The organism is Vibrio sp. M250220 (assembly GCF_036533795.1).
In the GTDB taxonomy this organism is placed as follows: Bacteria; Pseudomonadota; Gammaproteobacteria; order Enterobacterales; family Vibrionaceae; genus Vibrio.
The window spans coordinates 1-395 of the sequence record NZ_JATABI010000225.1 but is presented as its reverse complement, the minus strand read 5'-3'; the positions used below and the strand labels follow the sequence as shown (position 1 = coordinate 395).

Sequence of the window (395 nt, the reverse complement as noted above, 5' to 3'; positions counted from 1 at the left end):
TGTCGCAGCCAACTCCATACTTGTTCAATTGGATTTAGCTCTGGTGAATAGGGAGGCAATTTGATGATACTGACATTGTCAAACTGCTCGGCAATATCACTGGTATGCCATCCAGCACCATCCATTATGACAACTGCATGACGACCTCGTTCGGTGGCTTGTGATATTTGACCAAGGTGCTGAATCATAATCTCTTTGTTTACCCAAGGGACGACTATCGCCTCTCCAATTCCTCTTGTAGGACAGACTGAACCGAATAAGTAAGCATATTCAAATTGCTGCTGTTTCACCGCTCGCGGTCTTGTGCCGCGCTTAGCCCAAAGACGAGTTGTTGTATTTTGTTGTCCAAATCGAGCTTCGTCTTGAAACCAAACATCGACGGCCTCAAGCCCCAT

1 protein-coding gene is annotated in these 395 nt (G+C 46.3%); it reads right to left on the bottom strand.

Features of this window, described 5'->3' with window-relative positions; genetic code table 11:
• The coding region (locus QTN94_RS20545) for an IS630 family transposase (protein WP_331428701.1) at window positions 1-395 on the bottom strand (395 nt) is incomplete at both ends.